Source organism: Bacteroidota bacterium, from assembly GCA_008933805.1.
Taxonomy (GTDB): domain Bacteria; phylum Bacteroidota; class Bacteroidia; order UBA8524; family UBA8524; genus SB11.
The window spans coordinates 165,495-186,404 of the sequence record WBUH01000005.1 but is presented as its reverse complement, the minus strand read 5'-3'; the positions used below and the strand labels follow the sequence as shown (position 1 = coordinate 186,404).

At 40.3% G+C, this 20,910-nt stretch carries 18 protein-coding genes; 8 read left to right on the top strand and 10 right to left on the bottom strand.

From position 1 onward, the window contains the following. Positions 1-57 precede the first annotated feature (57 nt). Together F9K23_07135 and F9K23_07130 are read left to right on the top strand one after the other, a co-directional pair. The gene (locus F9K23_07135; protein ID KAB2916968.1) at positions 58-1,446 is read left to right on the top strand and encodes a tryptophanase; all 1,389 of its coding nucleotides are present in this window, start codon (positions 58-60) and stop codon (positions 1,444-1,446) included. A 35-nt stretch (positions 1,447-1,481) separates the two neighbouring features. Next, positions 1,482-4,979 carry a caspase family protein gene (locus F9K23_07130; protein KAB2916967.1) on the top strand — a complete coding sequence of 1,166 codons (3,498 nt, stop codon included), beginning with the start codon at positions 1,482-1,484 and terminating at the stop codon, positions 4,977-4,979. A 27-nt stretch (positions 4,980-5,006) separates the two neighbouring features. Here the strand turns inward: F9K23_07130 and F9K23_07125 are convergent, their stop codons facing one another. The 4 genes from F9K23_07125 to mce all read right to left on the bottom strand — a co-directional run bounded on the left by F9K23_07125 (position 5,007) and on the right by mce (position 7,306). Next, positions 5,007-5,423: an ester cyclase gene (locus tag F9K23_07125; GenBank protein ID KAB2916966.1), complete on the bottom strand. Its 417-nt coding sequence runs from the start codon at positions 5,421-5,423 to the stop codon at positions 5,007-5,009. Between the two features lie 3 nt (positions 5,424-5,426). Continuing rightward, positions 5,427-6,038 (bottom strand): redoxin domain-containing protein, encoded by a 612-nt coding sequence (locus F9K23_07120; GenBank protein KAB2916965.1) that lies wholly within the window; start codon positions 6,036-6,038, stop codon positions 5,427-5,429. Between the two features lie 296 nt (positions 6,039-6,334). Then, positions 6,335-6,898, bottom strand: a complete 564-nt coding sequence (locus F9K23_07115; GenBank protein KAB2916964.1) for a Crp/Fnr family transcriptional regulator — start codon at positions 6,896-6,898, stop codon at positions 6,335-6,337. A gap of 3 nt (positions 6,899-6,901) precedes the next feature. Then, positions 6,902-7,306 carry a methylmalonyl-CoA epimerase gene (mce, locus tag F9K23_07110; protein KAB2917023.1) on the bottom strand — a complete coding sequence of 135 codons (405 nt, stop codon included), beginning with the start codon at positions 7,304-7,306 and terminating at the stop codon, positions 6,902-6,904. Positions 7,307-7,470: 164 nt separating this feature from the next. Between mce and F9K23_07105 the strand changes: the two genes are divergently transcribed. The 3 genes from F9K23_07105 to F9K23_07095 all read left to right on the top strand — a co-directional run bounded on the left by F9K23_07105 (position 7,471) and on the right by F9K23_07095 (position 9,601). Further along, positions 7,471-8,685: an IscS subfamily cysteine desulfurase gene (locus F9K23_07105; protein ID KAB2916963.1), complete on the top strand. Its 1,215-nt coding sequence runs from the start codon at positions 7,471-7,473 to the stop codon at positions 8,683-8,685. A 104-nt stretch (positions 8,686-8,789) separates the two neighbouring features. Continuing rightward, positions 8,790-9,194, top strand: a complete 405-nt coding sequence (gene iscU, locus F9K23_07100) for a Fe-S cluster assembly scaffold IscU (protein ID KAB2916962.1) — start codon at positions 8,790-8,792, stop codon at positions 9,192-9,194. 80 nt (positions 9,195-9,274) lie between these two features. Then, complete coding sequence (locus F9K23_07095; protein ID KAB2916961.1) at positions 9,275-9,601, top strand: iron-sulfur cluster assembly accessory protein; 327 nt, start codon at positions 9,275-9,277, stop codon at positions 9,599-9,601. A 59-nt stretch (positions 9,602-9,660) separates the two neighbouring features. Here the strand turns inward: F9K23_07095 and F9K23_07090 are convergent, their stop codons facing one another. The 5 genes from F9K23_07090 to F9K23_07070 form a co-directional block, all read right to left on the bottom strand. Further along, positions 9,661-10,440 (bottom strand): hypothetical protein, encoded by a 780-nt coding sequence (locus tag F9K23_07090; GenBank protein ID KAB2916960.1) that lies wholly within the window; start codon positions 10,438-10,440, stop codon positions 9,661-9,663. Further along, positions 10,437-11,267, bottom strand: coding sequence for a hypothetical protein (locus tag F9K23_07085; GenBank protein KAB2916959.1), 831 nt, complete (start codon positions 11,265-11,267; stop codon positions 10,437-10,439). The genes F9K23_07090 and F9K23_07085 overlap by 4 nt, the downstream gene beginning before the upstream one ends. A 90-nt stretch (positions 11,268-11,357) precedes the next feature. After that, on the bottom strand, positions 11,358-11,909 hold the full coding sequence (locus F9K23_07080; protein KAB2916958.1) for a hypothetical protein: 552 nt from the start codon (positions 11,907-11,909) through the stop codon (positions 11,358-11,360). A gap of 75 nt (positions 11,910-11,984) precedes the next feature. Then, positions 11,985-12,635 (bottom strand): hypothetical protein, encoded by a 651-nt coding sequence (locus tag F9K23_07075; protein KAB2916957.1) that lies wholly within the window; start codon positions 12,633-12,635, stop codon positions 11,985-11,987. Between the two features lie 106 nt (positions 12,636-12,741). Further along, the gene (locus F9K23_07070) at positions 12,742-13,254 is read right to left on the bottom strand and encodes a hypothetical protein (GenBank protein ID KAB2916956.1); all 513 of its coding nucleotides are present in this window, start codon (positions 13,252-13,254) and stop codon (positions 12,742-12,744) included. Positions 13,255-13,328: 74 nt separating this feature from the next. Between F9K23_07070 and F9K23_07065 the strand changes: the two genes are divergently transcribed. Genes F9K23_07065 through F9K23_07055 form a run of 3 tightly spaced genes read left to right on the top strand, consistent with a single transcriptional unit; the run spans position 13,329 to position 19,918 of the window. Further along, the gene (locus tag F9K23_07065) at positions 13,329-14,534 is read left to right on the top strand and encodes a hypothetical protein (protein ID KAB2916955.1); all 1,206 of its coding nucleotides are present in this window, start codon (positions 13,329-13,331) and stop codon (positions 14,532-14,534) included. Beyond that, entirely contained in the window at positions 14,531-17,470 is a 2,940-nt protein-coding gene (locus tag F9K23_07060) for a hypothetical protein (GenBank protein ID KAB2916954.1), read from the top strand. Before F9K23_07065 ends, F9K23_07060 begins: the two co-directional genes overlap by 4 nt. Positions 17,471-17,488: 18 nt before the next feature. Then, positions 17,489-19,918: a hypothetical protein gene (locus F9K23_07055; GenBank protein ID KAB2916953.1), complete on the top strand. Its 2,430-nt coding sequence runs from the start codon at positions 17,489-17,491 to the stop codon at positions 19,916-19,918. Between the two features lies 1 nt (position 19,919). Here F9K23_07055 and ygiD read toward each other — a convergent pair whose 3' ends face one another. Then, complete coding sequence (gene ygiD / locus F9K23_07050; GenBank protein ID KAB2916952.1) at positions 19,920-20,798, bottom strand: 4,5-DOPA dioxygenase extradiol; 879 nt, start codon at positions 20,796-20,798, stop codon at positions 19,920-19,922. Positions 20,799-20,910 lie beyond the last annotated feature (112 nt).

The window sequence follows — 20,910 nt, the reverse complement described above, 5'->3', positions numbered from 1 at the left end:
TTCATCATTTTTTGTCCGTTGGTGTAGGCATAGTTTTGCGTCAAATTTTTCTGAATTATGACCGCAAAGAGAGAGCGTACATTGGCAGAGCCGTTCCGTATTAAGATGGTGGAACCGCTTACTATTACTACTGAGGCATACCGTGAGGAAGTGCTAAAACAAGCAGGTTACAACCCGTTTTTACTAAAATCACACGATGTATTTATTGATTTGCTTACAGATAGCGGTACTTCGGCAATGAGTGATAATCAATGGGCGGCAATGATGCGCGGAGATGAATCGTATGCAGGGGCTAAAAGCTGGGAGCACTTTGAAAGTGTGGTGAAGAACCTTACGGGGATGCCATACATATTACCTACTCACCAAGGTCGAGCGGCCGAGCGTATTTTATACGGTAAAATCGGAGGTAAAGGCAAGGTGTTTATCAGTAATACCCATTTTGATACCACCCGGGCCAATATTGAGTTTAGCGGTGCAATTGCAATTGACTTACCAAGCCCCGAAGCTGCTGACCCTTTTAAGGAAGCGCCGTTTAAAGGTGATATCGATTTGGAAGCATTAAAAACTACTATCGCACAATATGGCAGTCAAAATATTGCTGCCGTGATTATGACGCTTACCAATAATAGTGCAGGCGGACAACCTGTGAGTATGGGCAACGTACGTGATGTGGCAGCTTTGTGCAAACAGCAGGGTATTATGTTGGTAATTGACGGGTGCAGGATAGCTGAAAATGCCTATTTCATAAAGCACCGCGAGGCAGGCTTTGAACACAAAACCTATTTGGAGATTGCCCAAGAGGTGTTTGCATTGGCAGATGCGTTTGTAATGAGTGCCAAAAAAGATGCGTTGGTGAATATGGGTGGAATATTGGCGCTTAGAGACTCTAAACTGGCGCAAGACTGCACCAATTTATTAATAATTTCGGAGGGGTTTGCTACGTATGGCGGATTGACGGGAAGGGATATGGAGGCAATTGCAGTAGGTCTTCAAGAGGTGTTTGATGCGGATTATCTAAATTACCGTATTCGCAGTACAGCCTACTTGGGCGACCATTTGCACAACAAGGGAATTCCTGTGGTACGTCCCAGCGGTGGGCACGCCATCTACATTGACGCACAAAAATTATATCCGCATATTCCCCAACATGAGTTTCCGGGGCAGGCATTGGTGTGTGAGTTATATAAATTCGGTGGAATCCGTTGTGTGGAAGTTGGCAGCGTAATGTTTGGCAAGTACGATGAAAACAAAAACTTTGTGCCTGCAAGGCAAGAGTTGGTTAGACTTGCTATCCCTAGACGTGTTTACACCCAAAGCCACATCGATTATGTGATAGATGTGTTTGATGATATTTTGGAAAACCGCGATAAAGCCAAGGGTTATGCAATAACGTATGAACCGCCCTTCTTAAGGCACTTTACCGCAAGGTTTAAAGGGGTAGAATAACGGCAAGTACAACTGAAATTTATAACTTGCCTGTAATGAAACAGGCAATACATCGCTTCATACTTCTTTTTACTATTGTTTTTCTTGTAACGGTGGGTTATGGGCAAACCATGCCCAAATTGGTGAGCCAAGTAACGTTTGATTTAGGGTTGGAGGATGTGCAATCGAGTGCAAAGGGTAGTTGGTTTTTAGTAATTAGCGGGAATAATTACACGTTGATTGACCAAACCTCTAAAATACAGGTAGGCACGTTGGTATTTGAGGCAGGTAGTTGGGGGGCACAAGGAGTGGGCAAAACAGCATTAATGGCTGATGGAACAGTATTGATCTCTACTGGGTCGGTATTAGTAAAAGCCGATCTTATTACCGGCAAGGTGGATACTTTTTTTAACCAAATTAAATTTCCTGAGATAATAGAGAGTTTTACCCTGTGGCCTGATGATGAAACCAAAGTGCTTATTCATACTAAAACCTACCCTATGAAGAAGGACAGCACAATAAGTTATTTAATTGATAATAAGGGGAAAAACGAATACTTAGGACCTGTTAACTGTAAGTTATATTTAGTTGATGCCAAGACAGAAACCGTTACACAAACTGCCCCAACAGCACATCTTATAACAACATTCGCAGCACAGGCCCAAAATGGTGTAATATTGGCAGGGACGTTATCGGGAGATGTCGTCGGAATTAATGAGAGTTTGCAACAAAACACTTTGTTCAGAGCCTTTGACACAGCCATTCATCAACTGTTAGCTGTTGGTAAAAGTATAGTTGCAATCCCTTCGCAAGCAGCTAAATATGTGGGGGGTGATTATGGCGACGGACGAATATGTATTTATAAAGACGGGAAGCGCGAACACGAATTATTATTAGATGGGCAAGATCCTGTTGATAAATACAGTATGTTAGCCTCTTCGTCTTCAATATTTAGGGTGTTAAAGTACCCAAATGAAAATAGTGTAGTAGTGAATTATGGCTTTAGTCGTTTACTAAAAGTAAGTTTATCTACTGCGGATACATTACATTATCCTATTTCCTTCAACATGGCTAAGTTTTATTGTTGGAGTACTGACAGCACACAATTACTTTCAGCAACGGATGATATTCAGGATTTGTTTGCTTCATCTCGCAATCAAGATTTATACGATATTAACCGCAAAAAATTCCAACCTGCATTCCGAAAAATTCAATTACAGGATAAATACTCGCAATTTTTTAAGGTATTTGATGAACAGGGAAATTACCACATCATAGCCTATAAAGCGGATTATAGTTCAGATACTCTTGTGGTATTTTCAAGCAATAAAACCCAACCTACTACTATAGCTTGCAAATGGTGCAAGTTTGTGTTGGATAGTAAAGAAAATTCCCTTGCCATTATTAAATACAATCAGACTAAGTGGTGTAAGCTGCTGTTTAATAAAATGCAACTAAGTAGTTATACTATTGATTTTAATGCTGAGTTGAATATTTTAGGGCCAATATTTTCGACAGAAAATATTAGTGAAGAAAAGCTTCCCAAATCTATTATTAATGTAAATAAATTGACAGAGGGGAATTATGCCTTGGCAGGTGATAATGCTGTAATGGTAGTGAATAATAATGGGGTGATTTTGGAGATAAATAAATTAAAACGGCTGTTTTCAGGTGAATTGTTTGCGGTTTCCCCTTCAAAAAAATACTTAGCAATAATAAATGCCGGAGAAAAGCGGCACAGTATAGAAATATGGGATTGGGTGAGCGCTAAAAAAGTATTTACCATAGAGCTTAAAAAGGATGTAGAGGTAAGATATTTTACGTTTGATAAGACCCTTGATGTGTTGTGGTATAGCACCAATTATTGGACAGCCAAAAATGGTCGTGAATTGATTAATGAGGTTTATAGTATTGACTTATCAGTAGCGACACCCAAAGAGAAGTATGAATTTACTGATAGTCGGTTCTTTTCGTTTGAAGTAGATATGCGAGCGGATAGAGTTGCATTTGAAGCATATAGCGAGCTGTATGTAGCTAAGTTAAGCAATCGTGAGTTGTTGTGGCAGCAAACCCCGCGTGAATCGTTTTTTCACGTAAATCATTTAAGTAATGGTTTCACGTTTTCTACTGAAGAAGAAATGTACACGGTATTAAATGATAATACACAGTTGTATTTTACCTCTTATGCGGGTCGCAAGTTTATTGAGGTAGCAAATAATTATCTTTATCGAGGGGATAAATCAGCGGTTAATAACCTTGCGTTTGCTTATAAAGGCAAAGGGTATTTACCCGTTGAATATGATATTTATTTTAACCGTCCGGATACGGTTGTTTTGCTTTCGGGGTCGTCTAACGAAGCGTTCAACGAGTTATTGAAGGGGGCTGTTGCGAAACGTTTGCGGAGAATTAAAGCAAAAACAATAGAGAACATTATTGGTAAAGAACCTGAGGTAAAAATTGTAAACAAAAGCCAACTTCCGTTGGTGCTAACTTCTGATGAAGTAGTGTTAGAAATAGCCCTCAGTTCGTTGTATGCGGATGTTAGTAAACTGCAAGTTATGGCTAACGGAGTACCTGTGTTTGGCAAAGAGGGGATGCCCGTTTCAGGTGGAAGAGAAGCGAAGGTGAATTGCAAAGTGAAGTTGCAAAAAGGCAATAATGTGGTACAAGTATATGCAACGGATGTAAACGGCGTAAAATCCGCCACCGAAACAATTACTATCGTTGCTGAGTACGAAGCGAACCCTTCTAAAATCTATTTTATAGGTATAGGAATTGATGAATTTAAAGAACCGGGACATAATCTCAAATACAGTGTTAAAGACATTGTAAATTTTGCAGAGGGGCTAAAAGCAAAACTTGGCGACCAATTGGTGATAGATACTCTGTTTAATAGCAATGTATCGCTTGAAAAGGTAATGGCATTGCGAAACAGATTATTACAAGCGAATGTAAATGACCGTTTAATAGTTTCATACTCAGGGCATGGGTTGTTGGATAAACAACTGGAGTATTATTTGTCTACTTACATGGTAAATTTTAGAAACCCTAATGAGGGCGGGTTGCCGTATACGATGATGGAACAGTTACTTGACAGTTTGCCTATGCGCAGGAAGCTGTTGTTGATTGATGCCTGCCACAGCGGTGAGGTGGATAAAGATGAGATGGAGAGCATGCGGGTGGTTTTCTCCGATACTGCTAAGCACATTAATAACGGGGGCAAAAATGGTATAGAATTGCTGGTGGATGATGAGCAAGTTGTGGGGCTGAAAAATAGTTTTGAACTGATGCAGGAAATGTTTGCTGATGTGGGTAGAGGTACCGGGACGACAATTATATCAGCGGCGGCGGGAACACAAGTAGCGTATGAAAAGGGCGAGCTGCAAAACGGGGTATTTACTTATTGTGTATTACAGTTATTAGCTGAAAAGCAAACCTGTACCGTACAAGAGTTAAAAACATTTGTAGGAACTGAGGTGGAGAGACTGACAGATGGTTTACAACGACCTACCAGCCGCACCGAAACGGCAGGATTTGACTGGCAGGTGTGGTAAGTTTTGCCCTAGTATTTAAGTTTTTATTTATTGCTGAATTTTGCATCCAGCGCCAGTATGGGTTAATTGATTGTGTATCGAAGTAGCATCAATATGCCCCCAGTGTGCTGTAATTTTTTCGTTTTCTATCCTAAATGTACGGTAGCCTGTAACAGTAAATTTAATACCTGCGGCTTGTATTCCACGCCACTCACCAATATGCGTAGCCGTAAAACTGATTTTTGCAATGGCCATATTACCTTCAGCCACCAATGTATCAATATCAGTATGATGTTTAAATGATTTACCTGTGTTTTCTATCCACATTAATGTGCCCTCTTTTGTTGTTGGCAAAGCCTCAGGCAGCGAAAAATCAATAAAGTCATTGCTCAGAAAGTCGTCAATTTTTTCAAATCGTTGTTGGTTCCAAATGGTTTCAATGAAACCGATGATTAATTGCTTCATAGTTTATTTTGTGATTGCGGTTATTATTTGTTCAATAGGTAAATCATCGCCAATGTAGCTGCCATAGTGGGCTATACTCACAATACCGTTTTCATCAATCAAAAATTCGGCACCAATCCGGTTAGCATTACCGTCTTGTTTCATCTCTGCTTTAAATAGCTTCCCCCCCTTTTTCATTTTGCCCATAGCCCCCTTAAACATACTTTTTAGCATTTTACCAGTAGAGCGTTCTAAATCGTATAGCGCATATAATAGTAGCGAGCTATCGGGTATCATGCGTGGGTATACTTCTTCATTAGCCAAGTAGGTAAGCATATTTTCACTACTGCTTTCGTATACGGCTATCAGTACTACATTATTGGCTTTGAAAAAAGAATCGTGCTGACTTAACTCGTGGAATCTAAGATTACACACAGGGCAGCCCACATTGCGGTAAAAGGTAAGTAGTACCTTTTTGCCTTTGAATTTTGAAAGGGTTACATTGTTGTTGTTTACATCTGTAACAATGAAATCAGGTGCGGTGTCGTTTACGTTAATTTTCATTTTCTTATTTTGTTGAGCATGAAGGGCAATGGCCAATAAAGCCGCACCCAATAGTGTTAGTAATTTTTTCATGTGGTTTGTTTTGAAATGATAGTGCAAAGTTGGGGTAGGCAGGTGAGAGGCTCCTGCGTCAAAAGTCACAAAATGAGAGTCATCTGTAATGTTTCGTTGTTAAGGAAGTTTTCTCAAAATGAGGGTAACATCGGCTGTTCATTCTGACCCCGAATACTTTTGGGACGCTATCTCTATTTGAATAAAAGTTATTGGTTAGTAAGAACACTAAACAAGGTCGGGATGACCGAGATGCGAGTGCATTGTTATGTTGGGCTGAGTTGAATATGGTGTGGCTGCAATTGCCCTGTTGTTTGTTACCGCTTTCTTATTCTACTCAATGTTTCCCTGCTAATACCCAAATACGATGATAACATAGTAAGTGAAATGCGTTGCAATAGCTTAGGCTTATGTTTTACAATATATTGGTAGCGTTCGGTTGGGGTGGTAAGTTTAAACAGGTTGATATGTTCTTCCTGTTCTATCAGAAGTTCTTCAAGCAGCTTGCGGCCAAACGACTCGAACTGCGGCGAGCGTTCATAAAGTTTCAGCAGCATTGCTCCTTCAAACTCCCTCACCCTCGTTTTTTCACCCGCTACGATAGAAAACTCAGAAACGGCTTGGGTGCGCATACTTTTTAGGTTGCTAGCAAAAGTGTCTTCAAGCCAAAAATTAAGGTGTATTTCTTTCCCGTCTTTTGTAGTAGTAGCTCGTAAATAACCATCTTCAATAAACCAACAGTTAGTGCATACTTTGCCCTCAACAGCTATTACATCGCCTTTGGCAAATTGCTTTTGTACGCTGTTTGCCAACAAAAAAGCTGTGTTCTCTGCCGACATGTCAACCAAACGTATTATTTTATCTTCGAAAAGAGTTTTCATAGCTCACTTCTTCTCCATGCACAACTCTACCAGCATACCGTTGGTGCTTTTTGGATGTAGGAAGGCGATTAGTTTATTGTCGGCACCATCTTTAGGCGTTTCATTAATAAACACAAAGCCTTCTGCCTTTAGGCGTTCTATTTCGGCATAAATATCCTCCACATCAAAGGCTACGTGGTGTATACCTTCGCCTTTTTTTTCAATAAACTTTGCAATGGCACTATCAGGGTGGGTGGCTTGTAATAGTTCGATTTTGTTCTCACCCGCCTTAAAAAATGATGTGATTACATTTTCGCTTTCAACGGCTTCTTGCTTGTAGGGTGCGGTACCCAAAAGCTTTTCAAACAAGGTATTGCTAAGGGTAAGGTCTTTAACGGCTATGCCAAGGTGTTCAATTTTGCCAAACATTTGGGTGAGTTTTAGTTTGGCAAGGTTATTCATTAATACACAAATCAGCAAATCAAGCAATCAACAATTACAACGTTCAAACATCAAATTTTTTTGTTGAATGAACAAAATCATTACTACCTTTGTAGTTAGAATTAGTCTAAATAAGTCAAATTCTGCACACAATGTTAAAACTGCCCATATATCTTGATAGCAATGCAACCACGCCTGTTGACGAGCGTGTATTGCAAACTATGATACCTTATTTTACCCAAAATTTTGGGAATGCAGCCAGCCGCAACCATCCATTTGGATGGAGCGCCGAGGAGGCTGTTGATTATGCCCGCGAGCAAGTTGCCAAACTGATAAACGCCAACGAAAAGGAAATTATTTTTACTTCGGGAGCTACAGAAAGTAACAACCTTGCCATAAAGGGAGTATTTGAAATGTATGCCGAAAAAGGCAAACACATTATTACTGCCACTACAGAACACAAAGCGGTATTGGATACCTGTAAGCACCTTGAAAAACTAGGTGCCGAAATCACGTATCTTGCTGTGGGTGAAGATGGATTGATTAATCTTGACGAACTAGAAAAGGCCATGCGCCCCGATACCATTTTGGTAACTATAATGTATGCCAATAATGAAATAGGAGTGGTGCAACCTATTCGCCAGATATCGGCTATTGCCAAAAAACACGGAGCTCTTTTTCATACTGATGCCACACAAGCTACCGGTAAAATACCCGTGGATGTGATTGCTGACGGTATTGATTTGCTTTCGTTTACAGCACATAAAATGTACGGTCCTAAAGGGGTTGGTGCTTTGTATGTGCGCCGCAAAAATCCAAGGGTAAAAGTTACTGCCCAAATGGACGGTGGCGGACACGAGCGCGGAATGCGCAGCGGAACACTAAACGTGCCCGGTATTGTGGGTTTTGGTAAGGCTTGCGAAATAGCCATTGCCGAAATGGAAAGCGATGCAAAACGTTTGCGTGCTTTGCGCGATAGGTTAGAAACCAGTTTGCTGGAAGTGGAAGAAGCGTATTTGAACGGTAATAAAGAACACCGTTTGCCTCACGTAGCAAACATATCGTTTAAATATGTTGAGGGAGAAGGCTTGATGATGGGTGTGAAAGACATCGCCGTTTCATCGGGTTCGGCTTGTACATCGGCATCTTTAGAGCCTTCGTATGTATTGAAAAACTTAGGGTTGGATGACGAATTGGCACACTCTTCGCTTCGTTTCGGGTTAAGTAAATACACCACCGAAGAAGAGATAGATTATACTATTTCTCACGTGAAGGAAGCGGTTGCCAAGTTGCGCGACATGAGCCCGTTGTGGGAAATGTTTAAAGAGGGTATTGATTTAAAAAGTATAGAGTGGCAAGAACATTAATCAAATGTGCCGATGTGCAAATTTGATAATGTGCAAATTATATACATTGATGTGGTTGCCAAAAGCAACTTGAAACTGAAAACTAAAAACTTGAAACTAAAATCATGGCATATTCAGAAAAAGTAATAGACCATTACAGCAACCCCCGCAATATCGGGACGTTGGATAAAAGCAAAAACAACGTAGGTACCGGCCTTGTAGGTGCCCCTGAATGCGGAGACGTAATGCGTTTGCAAATTGAGGTGGGTGACGACGGAATGATTACCGATGCTAAATTTAAAACATTTGGTTGCGGTAGTGCTATCGCTTCGTCATCATTGGCTACAGAGTGGCTGAAGGGTAAAACGGTTGATGAGGCCCTTGCTATTGACAATATGGATATTGTTGAAGAGCTTTCATTGCCTCCGGTAAAAATTCACTGCTCGGTATTGGCAGAAGATGCTATAAAGGCTGCAATTAATGATTACCGCGTTAAAAACGGATTACCTGCAATTGAAGAGAAACATTAAGTTGGTTATATCGGTTATCCGTTATCGGGTAAGCAGCATAATAACTTAAAACTGTAAACTTAAAACAGAAGACTAAGAAAATGATAACAGTAACACCAAAAGCACAAGAGCGTGTGTATGCTCTGCGCAGCGAAGCAAACCTTCCCAGCGAATACTTTTTGCGTGTATCGGTGGCTGGCGGAGGCTGTTCAGGCTTATCGTACAAGCTTGATTTTGATAACGAATTGAAAGATGGCGACCAAGCCTTTGAAGATAATGGCGTAAAAGTGGTGGTGGATGTGAAGAGTTTCCTTTATTTAATCGGTACCGAGCTTGATTTTAGCGACGGGCTGAATGGTAAAGGTTTTAACTTCATCAACCCCAATGCTACCCGCACTTGCGGTTGTGGCGAAAGCTTTGCCGTCTAGATTTTTTCTTTTTTTTAATATTTCCCCTCATCCTGCAATACGGGTGAGGGGTTTTTGTTTTATAAGCGGATGCCGATAAAACCACTAAAAACAAAAGGCATGTAGTATAAGTCTTCTTGTATAAAATAGTCGCGATTGTTCCACGACGAGTTTGGCGTATGGTATTGATACCTTGCCTTGAATGATGAAGTTAGCGCAAGACCTGTGTGTATGCCAACGGTGAAATTGCCGATACTCCTTTCTACCGACAGCAATGGGCTGACACTGAAAAACCGTTGCCTATCGGCAGTAATAATAGTTTCTTCACTCAATCGGCTTGAGTGCCATTCGTTTTCAAAAGTGTAGTAATAATAATCATTTAGGGTGTTTATTCCGTATTTGAACGAGATGCCAACCCGTGTTGCGGCATCCATGTCCTCATCCTGTAGTACTAAGTATAGTGAAGGTTGTACAAAGAGTGTGTTGTAATTTACTCTAACGTTAATGTTTTCATTGCTTATAAAAGCACTTTCATGTTTATTATTAATTGCGGTTTTCCCCCAGCCGAATCCCGTTGAAAAGTACAGGGATTTATAAACTCTGGAGTAAGCATTAATTCCTATTTCATCGCTTTTTCGGGGACTGCCGCCATAAAACCGCCCTACGGTGATATCTAAATGGTTGGTGATTGCACAACTGCCTTGAAACTCTATATGCGTGGGCGATGCTGCTGAATTGAAAGTAACGTCGCCCTTTTCAGTAAACATCGGGTTATTGGGCAAAAGGGCGATGAAAGTATTTCTCTTAATTCCGCACGAGGTAATAAGTAGGCTAATTAAAATCAGGTAAATAGGTTTCATATTCTCTTTTTAGTACGGTGTTTGAAATAATCAAGCTTAAAACCAACGGTCATATTGAACATAAAGGGTTCGAAAAGCGGGTGTAGTTGTGCGTTAAGAATATCAATACCAGATTTAATACTTGTGCCTCCACTCATCGCTGTGATTGTGGTTTTAAATCCTCGTGTAACGTCCCTTACACCTAATTGAAATTGCATGATAAGCGGCCTCTTTTTTGGCTCTACTGTTACTCCGATGAAGGCAGTTTTTATTGTTGTTCGGGCGTTTTCGGCTTCGCTGAGAATGTTGTAGGTGTAATAGCTTTGACCGGACCTACTACGATAAGCAACCTTAAATCTATCATAACTAATGTTTTCCTGTTTAAAAGCTATTGAGTATTTTACTATTACATCAGTATTGCTTTTATCGACATAATAAGTGGATGCTTGGAGATATTCAGAATTGAATTTTGTATCAATTGCATAACTTTTTTCTGCACCTACTAATGCACTGCTTGTTTTGTAATCCCCATTAAAAATACCATTCCCCTTTCCTGCCGAAAAAGAAATAAACCACGTTTTTTGGTTGTTTACCGGGAAAAATAAATTAGCTCCATATTCCTGTTGGTTTATACCTTTTGTACCCCAATAATAATCGTAAGTAACACCTAAAAAGGGTAGAACAGAGACAGCACCTTGTAATTCAATGTGGTCTGTAGCTACCCCGCCTGTTGCTTGTGCCTGCAATGCGCCTGTAAAATTAGGTTCGCTTGGCATTGTTGGTACGTGCGAAGTAGGTGAGCAAGAGGCAAAGACGGCCGCCCCAATCAATAAGTAAATGGTTTTCATAGTTTGTATTTCAAAACTATGGAGCGGTGGACGACATTAATTGGTAAAATTTGCCACTGCAAGTATTATGTTTTGCAGAAAATGCAAAAGTTACAGTTTTGCTACTTGGATGGTAATTTCTCTGCAGACAATATCAGATACTTTTTCAGACAATTCTTTTAATCGTTCTTCGGTAAATAATTGTGTTAATACCCCTTTGGGTGCTATTCCCCGCTTTTTTACATTTCGGGCTATGGCAAACGTTAATGCAATTTGTCGGTCGTAAATTGTTTTACTTGTTTCTTCTTTCGGCTGTTTGTTTTTAAGGGATGCCTTCTTAGGCTTGGCGAATATTCCTTTCTTCAATGTCCATGAGAAGATATTGTCAATCATTTTTTCCGATGGCCCTAAATGTTTGTATTGAAAGGGGCTGTTTTCAGCCCCTTTGCGGGTATAAAAAACCCCTTTCACGCCATATTCAATGTAAGGGTTAAGTCCGCTAAGGCTAAACTCATAACTCACTCCAAATGCAGTATCGGTGATTTCAGTTTGGGGTATCACCTTTTCTAATCCCTCGTCGGCCAATATTTTATGAGCCTCGGTTTCAATAGTGGTTGCAAACTCTTCAAACGCTTGGCGAAGTAGCTGATTAATATTGCTCATGCTTTTGGGTGCTTTGGTATTCGTTTTTGTCTTTTAAAAAGCATAGGTAGTTTAAGAACTCAACAATGGGCATCATCAGGTAGAAGTCCCATTGGGTGCGGTTTTCCGCAACCGAATCAATCGTAGCCAGCCACCCGTAGCGCGCAGTGAACCAATTATCTTCATCCACCACTTCTTCTTCGGGGCGGCTTGTTGTTCCAAATAAGTTAGGATATGCGGCAACGAGTCGACCCAAAGCTTCAAAAAAAAAGTGGCAATTGGGTATGCGATGGCTATGCTTAGCTTTTGCTGAAACAGCTTTGCCCGTTGTTCAAAGCCATCGGCATGGTTCTTTTGACCTACAGGTATGCACAGCACTGCAAGTATGAAATGCAGGTTGGGAATGATTTGCTCAGGGTCGGCTGTGAAATGAGCCAAATCGACAAACTGTCCGGTGGTACGCTGTTTCATATCATACACCAATTGGTAGTTTTCGCCTTCCAATTCAAACTGTTTGGGTAATTGGGTGGGTAGGGCGGTACTGTGTATCCAATCCAGTTGACGCATCAGGGGTTTAAAATCTTTTGTAAAATCAAGGGCAAGCAACTCATCTCGGGTATTTTCGGTGAGTGCGCTAAGTATCCAAACCGCTTGGGTGATGGCATTATCAGGGTAGTTTTTAATGGCGGCATTTATTTGCTGAAACTGCCCTATAGAAATCTGGTTCCAATTTTTTGCTATGTTCATCGGCTGTTAATTGGAAACAGCGGGGATTGTTTCTGCAAAGGGGATGGAATCTTTTCTATTAATTAGATAAGTGAAAAGAGAGGCTAGGCTGTTATCTATGAGGAATTTATTTAAAGAGCATGGTAAAAGCAGCTTTACTCTTTTTTGTAAGGCGTAGCAGCATAAAAAACAAACCGAGCGATGGAATGATACCCAATATTGTACCAAGCATTTGCAAGGATGTTTTTGCACCGTTTTTTTGGTCTGCCCATTGTGAAGCAACCAATATAAAAGCCACTAATATGTACATTATTCGCAGAAATAGTTTTATGCCGTAACTGAATTGTGTGGTTACGTTTATTATGCTACCATCGGTTGAAGCCTTGATTTCGCCTTCGAGAACAATGTAACCTCTGTCGCTATGGTCGAAAAAACCATTGATGATATAATACACCGGCGTTATTACGAATCGGTCATACTCAATTTCACCTTCAAAATTCTCTGTTGTTTTTTTAAAGATCCTGCGGGGGAATATCCGTTGTGGTTTTACTTCATGAGTTACTTTTCTTAATCGCTCTTTTATCTCACCAGTAGATAATTCACTTTCTATAACAAACTTTTTTTGAGGCCAGAATTTCATAAGTATAATATATAGTCTTTGAGTCACTCGCCGCGAACAAATTTTTTCAAATCAAACTAAAAAGAAAAAATTTTATGGCAATTACACTTCACAACCGTCCGCAGGCACTCACCCCTGTGTACAATGATATGATGTTTATTGTGGGCAGCACGTTGGCGGCCACCCAATATTTTAAAATGGTAGTTAAGGTGTACCATGCAGGCACGCTGAAAAAAACACTTAAATATGATAAGTGGCCGCACGGTAACTACATACAAGCGGATGTGCACCGTATGCTTGAACCCCGCTACAATCCTGTAATTGAAAATCTTGCTAAAGGTGCAACAGGATTTAAGGTGGCAAGGGGTACAATGGCTGATTATAAGGTTGAGTTTACCGAAGAAATAAACAACCTTCCTATTGCCAGCGGTATGGTTTCGGCTTCGGGGTACGCATTTAATGCAGCGTTGAAATACCTTGATTGGATTGACTTTGATTATACCGACTATGATTTGTTAAGCGGTACACAAAGGAGACTGCTTACAAACTCGCCTCGCACATTAAAAATAAGGGAGGATGAGGCCGCATCGCTGAGCCATATCTCTATTGGTAAACAGGTGTCTAAAGCGTTGGTAACTACATACAATGCAGCGGGCGGAGTGATTAATGCCTATACAGTTACTCATACGTTGTATTCAGGCAGCGACCAAGGCATCAGCTACTCGCTTGATTTTATGTGCGGCCCATACAATTTGGGCGGCAGTATCATTACCAGTGAGGTGGTACGCTACACGGTGGTTTTTTTAGCAAGCGATAACAGCCCAGTTAGCGAGACTTTCACGTTTGTGGTAGATAGGGATTGTGGTCGCCATCAGTTATTCAGGTTGCACTTTCTGAACCGTTTAGGACGGTTTGACAGCTATACGTTTACGGGCAGCCATAAGCAAACTACACAGTTTAAGCGCAGCGGTTACCAAAAGTTTACAGGCTATACAGATTTGGATACGATGGCTTGGACAAATAACTCGTATGCACGGGGTACAGTAAACTTTGATACTGTTGAAACGGAGCAATACTCAATAAATACAGGCTGGATAACGGAGGAAGAAAGTGTTTGGCTGCAAGAGCTGGCAGGTAGTCCGGCCGTGTATTGGCAAATTGATCCGTCAGACCCAAAGAAAACGGTTGCAGTAACTATAACTGAAGATAGTTACGAGGTAAAAAAGTATGCCAACAAAAAGCTGTTTAGCCTAAATCTTACTATTCAATTAGCACAACCTAATTACCGCCAACGTTTATGAGAACACAAATAGTTATTAATAGTACACAGATTGATTTGCTGAAAGAGGTGAGTTTGAATATTACCAAGCAGTTGGTGGACATACAAAACCCTGAGCAACGAAAAACCGACCGTACTCTTACGATTGAAATACCCGGCAGCACAAACAATGATCTGTTGTTCGGGTACCTTTTTGATGTGAATGTGGATTTAAGTGAGCCTGACACGGGACAGGCAGTGAAACACTTTAACCCCAATAAAAAAGCCCCCGTTATTATTTTTATTGACAGCCTGACCCAATTAAAAGGCTATTGCCAGTTGAAGGACATTGTGGTGGAGCAGGGTAATAAGATTGAATATAAAATTGTTTGTTACGGTGAGGTAGGCAATTTGTTTGCCAGCATTGATAATCAAAAAGACAGTTTGGGCAATGTGGTAAAAGGTGAATTGACCGACCTTGACATGAGTGAGTTTGACCACATTTATAGCCGTGGAAATATTGCTGACTCTTGGGAAACCCAAATTTATGAGGATGGTGTAACAGTTCCGTTTGCGTTGGGTAAAGGATATGTGTATCCGATGGTTGATTACGGCTACCAAAAACGATATACCCCCGGCACAGCCGAAGATCATTGGGGTGTTGAGCAGTTTAGGCCTGCCATATACGTGAAACAATACCTTGATAAGATTTTTGAAAAGGCGGGATTTACCTATACCAGTAATTTTTTTAATTCTGAATTTTTTAAGCGGCTGATTGTACCGTTTAATAGCGAGCAGTTTTTATTAAGCAAAGATGAAGTTGAAAGCCGATTGTTTTACGCAGGACTTTCAGCAGAATTAACTACTGATTTCCTTCCTGACCCGGGTTCTTTTTCGGGAGTTTCGCCGATAATTTTTGATATCGACAGCGGCAGTCCCTATTTTGATAATTCATTTCAATACGATAATACTACGGGAATATTTACATGCAATAAAACAGGTAAATATAAGTTTAAAGCCAGCGTTGATTGTAAGGTGCGTAATACCTCTTTTACCACCTATAATTATAATTACAACGACTTTAATATTGTTTTAAGTATTGTTCACAGGGTATCCGGAGTTGATAAACACTTATGTTCAGTAAACTCAAACGTATATTTTGCACCACAAACACACCCTGTATCGGTGGGTCATAATATCACCAGTATCCAAAAAACGGCGGTTTTACAATCAAACGAGGTAACTATTAAAGAAGGCGAACAAATTTTTGTTGCCCCGATACGGCTGGATTATTTGGTACTTAATAACGGATATAAATATTTATCAGAGAAACGACCCGGTTATAAGCTAATTACAGCAGCCACTTCTAATACTTTTTTTGCCAATGGAGTATCAAGTGCTAAGGTAAGCGAAGGGGAGGAAGTTTCGCTTAACTCTTGCATCCCGACAGGGATTAAGCAACGTGACTTTTTAGGCTCTATCATTAAGGCTTTTAATTTATATACCGAACCTAACGCTGATAAAGAAAAGGATTTAATTATTGAACCAAGGGCAGATTATTATACCGGACAGTCTACTGACTGGACCGATAAATTGGATATAAGTAAGGAGTTCACAATTAGTCCGATGTCGGCATTAGATGCAGGGCAATATTATTTTAAATATGCTGATGACGGGGATTTATTGAATAAAACCTATAAAAATAATTTTGACCGCACGTATGGCGACTACAAGCTGAAAATTGACAATGATTTTGTAAAAAGCACCAAAAAAATAGAGATAATTTTTGCCCCAACACCTTTGTTTAAGGAGCTGAACGACCCTAACTCAAGGGTTTTGCCTTACATAGCTTTTTCTGACAACAAAACCCCTGTTACCTCAAAAGCAAGTAAAATACGCCTGCTGTATTACGGAGGGTTAAAGGAGTGTGAACGTTGGCAATTTGATGCATCAGGTTTTAGTCCTTATCCATTTGATGAATACCCTTACAGCGGTCATTTGGACGACCCCTACTCAAGCACATTTGACCTGAGTTTTGCCCCGCCGTTTGAAGTGTATTATCAATCTACATCAGAACGCTTGTTTGAATACACTAACCAAAACCTATACACAAGGTATTGGTATGCACAAATTAAGGAGATAACCGACGTTAACAGTAAACTGGTGGAAGGCTGGTTTTATCTTACACCCGCTGATATTAACAGTCTGTCCTTTCGTAAATATTATTTTATTAAAGATGCGTATTACCGATTATTAAAAGTTGAGAATTACGACCCTGTTTTTAATAAAGTTACCAAGTGCCAGTTTATTAAAGTACTTGAGTTTGATGCTCCATTGCAAAACCGTACAAGGGTTAATGGCGGGCGCGGTACTTTCGGAACCAATGAAACTACCTACACAATACCTACAATAGGCGGCACTGCTGCACCTGCCGGCACTCCTGATAACGGACCACGGGTAGTTACCGGTTGGTTTAATACCATTGATACCACCTCTGCTTCGGTGCTACTTACAGGTACTAATAACAATGTATTAAGCGGCAGTGAGCGAATAACAGTGCTTGGCGGCGGGGGTAATTTTATTTCGGCAGGGCTGCAAGACGTAACACTGATTAACAGTAGCGGCATCACCGTTACTGAGCCCGGGGTATTGTACATCAATAACCAAAAGTATTTTACCGCGTTGATGGGGGATGCTGTTTCTATCGTGAACGATGATTCTCCCTACACGCTTACGGATGCTGTCCGAACGTTGTTTTGTGATGCAACCGATGGAGAGATTACCGTGAATTTACCCACAGCTCAAAACCGTAACGGTAAAATATTTGAAATTATAAAAACCGACAGTTCAAGTGATATTATTTATATCGATGGGTTTGAAAGCGAGCTTATCAATGGGGCTGCATCATACAGCCTGACTTCACAGTACGATAAAGTTGTAATAGTGAGCAACGGGGAAAAGTGGTTTAAATTAAATTAATTAATAAAGCATTGTTTTATGGAAAAGGATTTTAAGTTTAATTTCGATATAAATACTGAATTAGCAGAATCAAATCTAAGGGATTTGAAAATTTGGCTGGATTTATTGAAAGAACAAGTTAGTAAAGCTGATATTGGTTCAGAAGCTTTTTTGAGTTTAGGTAAAAGCATTAGCACTGCCAATGACAAAATTATGCTTTACGAGAGAGCATTAGTAGATGTTGAAAAGTCTGCTAAATCAGTAAAGGATATTATTTTGCTTAGTGGCAGTTTAGCTGACCTGAACTATTCTATTGAAGATTTAAATGTTGTTTTGAAAAATCAAGAGATTGGTTCCGAAGAATTTAACAAAGCAGCTATTAAAGTTGGAGAGTACAATAGGAAGATTGCTCAAACTAATAAGTTAATAAATGAACTTGGTTCATTGACACCCAATGTTGACAAAATGATATATGTTGGCGAAAATGTTAAGACTGGATTTGAAGGTGCCAAAGCTGCCGCAGAATTGTTTAGTTTGGAAACAGGTCGACTTTCACAAATTATTGGTAATTTATCAAAAATTCAAGCCATACAAAACTCTATTCAGAAGCTATCAAATGCTTTACATAAAGAGTCGGTAAGTTCTTCTCAAAAGGGAAGCGATGCTAATCAAAAACTTTCAGGTTCATTGGTAGGCGCTACGGGTAGCTTTAAGGTGCTTAATAAAGTGATGTCGGCAAATGTTATTGGGATTATTATTACAGCAGTAGCCACTTTAGCTTCTTATTGGGACAAGATTAAAAATTCTATAAGCGGAGTTAGTTCAGAGCAAAAAGAGAATTTAAAAACCGGCACAAAGCTGTATGATAATGCTCAGAAAACCTTTACTAGCCTTGAAGGTCAAGAGAATATTGAAAGACAAAAAGGGAAAAGTGAGCGGGCTATACTTAAAACTAAGATAGAGCAATTAGGGGTTGTAATTAGTACAGGTAAAGCAGACATTGAAAACCAAGAAAAGGTATTAGCGGCTCAAATTGAAGCAGAAACACGAAATAAAAGAATCTTAAAAAGTGTATTGGAGTTTGTTTTGATAGGCTTATCACCTGTGTTGGCTGCTGTTGATAAGATAGCGAGTTTGTTTGACAAAGAGTTAAACTTGCGTGAGAAACTAGCGGATTTTGCTGCTTCACAGTTTTTTAATCCAGAAGAAGTAGAGAAAAAGGGTCAAGAGGCTATAGATGCGTCTAAGGAAAAGCTACTGGAGTTTGAAAACCAAAAGGCTGGATTTGAACTCAGCTTAAAAAATATTGACATAGAATCAGCCAAAAGCAAGGCAAAGCAAGAGCAGGATTATGAGCAACTCCGATTAGCTAATATGGAGGAAGGCAGGAAGAAAGAGTTGGCAGAGGAAGAGTTGAAATATGCTGGGGAAAAGGAACGCTACAAGGACAATACTAACGCTCTTGAAGAGTTGAAAAAACTGCATGAAAAGCGGGTAAATGACATTAACAAAGAGTGGGATGCAAAAGAGCAAAAGGAGCGAGAAGAAAGACAGAAGGCGGTTTTAGAGGCAAATGAGAAGTGGGTAAAACGTAACGAGGAAAATAAACGGAAAAGCCTTGAGAACGAGTTTAAGCTGCTGGAGAAGAGTTTGAAAGATAAGGAGATTACTGAGGAGGAAGCTCTTAGACGTAAGCAAAGCCTTACTCAGGATTTCTACGCACAGCAAAAGGCAGATTTACAAACGCATTATGATGAGCTGCTTGCTGCCGAGTTGGAAAAGAAAACCAATAACCAACTGAGCGTTGAAGAGTACGATGCCATTGAAAAAGCATTACGGGCTCAGAAAATCGAAGATGAGGCATCATTAAAAGTTCAACAACAGGAGGCAGAGAATGAACTAGACACTGCTATTGAAGAAGAAAAGAATGCCCGACTTCTTGCCCAAATTGAACGCGAGAAAGCAATTACCAAGGCGAAGTGGGAGTTTGCAGAAAAGGCTGCTAAAGATGGATTGGATGTAATTGATACCGTTAATAAAAACCTGATTAAGAATGCCAAGACTCAAAACGATATTGAGAAGGCAATAACCTTAGTAAAAATCGGCATTGATTCCGCAAAGGCGATAAGTAGTGCCATTTCCAATACTAATGCGCCGACACCTGATAACGTTGCTACAGGGGGTATTGCCGGTATTGCAAAATTTGCGGCCATATCCGCCCAAATAGCCTCAGCAGTGGCACAAGCTCATAAGGTATTGTCAAGTGGAGGAAGTATTGGTGGCGGGGGAGGAGCACCTTCAGCACCTTCGGTTTCAGCACCCCAAATCAGTGCGCCACAAATCGGTAGTACCCAAATTATTGCCCGCCAGCACAGCCCTGAACCTTTGAAGGTGTTTGTAACTGAGGCTGATATCCGTAGTGCCCAACAAAAAGTAAAAGTGATAGAAGACCAGTCGGTAGTAGTATAGTTTAGCTAAACAATACACTACGCATACTAATGCTACCCATTTCATTGCCCTCGTATATATGCGAGGGCTTTTCTTTTGCATCCTGCAAGGCCAATGTATATAGCAAAGGCAAATAATGGTCGTTAGTGGGTACGGCCAAATTAGCTCCTTTAGTAAGGGTGATGTAATCAATCAAAGGCTGGTGGTTACCATCATTAATATGTTTTTTTACCGCCTCGTCAAACTCAATAGTCCAGTCATAGCCCGTGTTGGGGTTGTTCCAATCTATACGGCCCAAATTGTGTACAATGTTGCCACTGCCCAAAATCATTACCCCTTTGTCCCTTAGTTTAGCTAAGTATTTTGCTAAGTCGTAGTGGTATTGGGGAGGCTTTGAGTAATCAATACTTAATTGAAAAACGGGTACATCGGCATTGGGGTATATGTGTTTTAGAACAGTCCAGGCACCATGATCAAGTCCCCAACTTGTATCCGCTTGAACTGTGGTTTTATCTTTTAATAGCGTTTGTGTTTCTGTAGCAAACGTTGGAGAGCCAGGTGCAGGGTATTGCACATCAAACAAGGCTTGGGGGAATCCTCCGAAATCGTGGATGGTTTCAGGCTTTGCAGTAGTGGCTACCCATGTTCCGTTGGTGAGCCAATGGGCAGAAACCACCAATATTGCTTTGGGTTTTTCAACCGTTTGGCCCAGTTTAGTTAGGGTTTGGGTAAAAGTATTGTTATACAAGGCATTCATTGGATTGCCATGCCCTATGAACAAAAGCGGTGCTTTTGCGGTGGGTTCTGCATTCTCAGTTATTTTGTGCCAATCTTTCAGGCCCATCAAAGGGGTGGTTGCCATAACAAGTCCTACTGTTTTTATAAAGTCCGAGCGTTTCATCCCGATATAATTTACTCAAAGATACTAAATCAATGTTTAAACATCAAATTGTTTGCCAAATAAGTCAAGAGTTTTTAGTTTAATGTTTCAAGTTTGATGAACAGATAAATAT